This is a genomic window from Lentzea roselyniae (genome assembly GCF_039537795.1).
Taxonomy (GTDB): domain Bacteria; phylum Actinomycetota; class Actinomycetes; order Mycobacteriales; family Pseudonocardiaceae; genus Lentzea; species Lentzea atacamensis.
Map to the genome: position 1 here is coordinate 1 of NZ_BAABBE010000104.1, position 2735 is coordinate 2735.

A 2735-nucleotide genomic window follows, 5' to 3' on the forward strand; every position below is an offset into this window, starting at 1 on the left:
AGTCCTATCAGGAGCTCCCCGTCCTTCTACTCCCAGGCCCCGCGGCACGTCAGAGCGCCTGCACGAGCGTTCCCCCGAACATCCTCAGGCCTTCAGTGCTGGAATCTCCGCTGTTGAGATCACCTCATTGACACCCGCACCGGATCTCTGGCACGGTAATTGACGTGGGGCTTCAGCCGGGGGGCGAAGTTCGGGGGTGACGGCAAACCGAATCCTCCTCATTGTTCGTTAACTCTCCTGTTGATGCCTGCCTTCATTCTGACGAGAGGCATCGAAGCATGAGAGTCAGAGCAATCGCGGTTGGCACCGTGCTCACATTGGTGTTATCAGCAGCAACGAGTGTAAACATCAGCGCAGCTGTCGCTGCGGATTCAAAAGACGATCGCCAGCAGGTTTCCGAACTGGCGCAGAGTTATCTCCAGCAACGTGCCGACCGGCTGACGAACCGGCCGCTAAAGAGTGCCGGATTCGTTCTCGCCACAACCCCGGAACTGGCCACACAGTTGCAAGGGGACGCCAGCAAGCTGGACGGGCGCCGTGCCAGATTGCAGAAGATCGACGGCGGCTTCTCCTACGCGGAGGTGTCCAGCAGCGTCGAGAAGGCGGACTTCACCGCGGACGGAAGGCGGGTCGTCGTCCGCGTGGTCGAGCGCACCAACCTCTACTTCCAGGTGACCGAGCCGAACTCGCCGCAGTACAACGGCTACCAGCTCCGACACACGCTCACTTTCAACCGCGGCGAGACCGGCTGGACACTGGCGGCGATCGAAGCCGAGATCCCGCCGAACGCACCGGCGCCGGCCACCCAGTTCGCGCCATCGCTGCCTGCAGTGAAGGCGGCACCCAATAAGACCCAGTCGTCCATCGACGCCAAGACAGGCTCCACGAACCACAAGGTCACCACGTCGGCGTACGACTACTACGCGATCGCGGACTACGCGAACACGTACGTATGGAACCCGAACCCCGACTACCGGGTGTATAGCCAGGACTGCACGAACTTCCTGTCGCAGGCGATGAAGGCCGGTGGCTGGCAACCGGTCGACGGTGACCGCACCTGGGACGGCGCGTGGTACTACGGCAACTGGACCTGGACGACCAGCTACACGTGGGCGGGCGCGGAGAACTGGTACTGGTTCGCCACCTACCAGACCCAGCGGACGTGGATCCTGCCCTACGTCTACGACCTCGGTTTCGCCGACGTGCTGCAGCTCGACTTCCAGCAGGACAACATCATCGATCACAGCATGATCGTGACCATGGTGAACACCGTCGACGTGCACCTCACCTACCACTCGGGACCAGAGCACAACAAGAGGTTGCGTCACATCCTCGACCAGTATCCGAACGCGTGGTACTACGCGCACAGGACCTGATTTCAGCACGTATCTAGCAGTTTCGGGGTAGTATCGCGGTATGCGTGAGAAAAGGATGAGCGGGCAGGGCCGAGTTGGCCTTGCCCGTTTCGCTGCAACGGCTTGTGCGGCATTTCTCGCCGTTGGCTGCAGCGACGTCGACCGGGGTGCAGAATCCGAACGTGCAGTCGTGGACGCGTACATCGCCGCGCTGAACAACAAGGATTCGGCGACACTGGAACGTATTTCGCCGTCGAACGTACGGCCCGACTTCGCCGGTCATGTCGCGGAGAAGGGAGGCAAGAGCATCACGGTCGAGTCGGTCGACATCACCAAAGACTTCGGCCCGGACGTCGCGAGCGCCCATGTCATCGGCCGGGCCGCAGATGAACAGCGCTACGACGAGCGGCTGGTGCTGAGCAGGATCGACGGCCGGTGGTTCGTAACGATCGGCCCGGCAACCCCGAACAAGCCGGGCAGCGAGGTGTCCAGGACCCCCTGATGAAGCCCGCATCCTGTTGTCGGCGTCGGGCCGAACAAGATCATGGCGTTCACCTTCATGCTCAACGCGATCCGGCTGCTCCGCAGGCGGCAGGACAACTCGTACCGGCAGCCCGCCGTCCACCAGCGCAGGCCGTGCCCGGACGCAACAACGATCAAGCTTTGCCCAGCGGACCCCATCGATCTGGTCAGCGACACGCGGGCGGTTGTCTCCTGCGAGCCAGGACACAGGTGAGCAGCAGCGCACGATCGGTGTGACCCGCCAGGCGATCAAGGCTCTGCGAGCGCCTCCGACAGCCCGATACCCCAGGTCCTACGGCCAGGCGGCCGTCCGCTGGGGAACCCGACCGTTTCGGGGCCGACCAGGTACGCCTGTGGGGCGGGTTCACCAGTCCAGCCCTCCAGGATTCAGCGAACCCGCACGCTTTAGTCGAAGGGTGACAAGACGCCCGAGGAGTGGATGCCGCCCAACGCGGGCTACGCGTGTTCGTACGGGCGGATCTACGTGACGGTCAAAGCGGCGTACGCGCTGAGCGTCGCGCCGGCGGAACGTTCGGCGTTGGAGAACGCACTCGCCACCTGTGACACACCCCCTGCGACATAAACGGGGGAAACAGCCAATTGATTGACAATCGGCTCCACCCATTCGTACCAACTTCGATGACGGCGCCGACCGGCCGGGATATCCTGCTCAGTCCGGCACTTGCGGCCGACAAGAGGGGTGGGCGGAGTTGCTGAGGTCGTTCGCACAGTGAGGTGATCTCACCAACGGGGATTCTCGCGCTGAACGCCTGACGTGCGCGGGAGCGCGTGGCCGTGCGTCGCGACGGGTTGCAGGGCCTGGAAGAAGAAGGACGGGGAGTCCTGGTAGGACTGGAT

General features: G+C 63.2%; 3 protein-coding genes. All 3 read left to right on the plus strand.

The genetic code is table 11. From position 1 onward, the window contains the following. Nucleotides 1–545 precede the first annotated feature (545 nt). The 3 genes from ABFX45_RS45995 (at nucleotide 546) to ABFX45_RS46005 (ending at nucleotide 2460) form a co-directional block, all read left to right on the plus strand. The gene (locus ABFX45_RS45995) at nucleotides 546–1376 is read left to right on the plus strand and encodes an amidase domain-containing protein (protein ID WP_346137396.1); all 831 of its coding nucleotides are present in this window, start codon (nucleotides 546–548) and stop codon (nucleotides 1374–1376) included. A gap of 169 nt (nucleotides 1377–1545) precedes the next feature. Next, the gene (locus ABFX45_RS46000; protein ID WP_346137397.1) at nucleotides 1546–1857 is read left to right on the plus strand and encodes a hypothetical protein; all 312 of its coding nucleotides are present in this window, start codon (nucleotides 1546–1548) and stop codon (nucleotides 1855–1857) included. Nucleotides 1858–2316: 459 nt separating this feature from the next. Further along, the gene (locus ABFX45_RS46005; RefSeq protein ID WP_346137398.1) at nucleotides 2317–2460 is read left to right on the plus strand and encodes a hypothetical protein; all 144 of its coding nucleotides are present in this window, start codon (nucleotides 2317–2319) and stop codon (nucleotides 2458–2460) included. The last annotated feature ends 275 nt before the right edge of the window (nucleotides 2461–2735 follow it).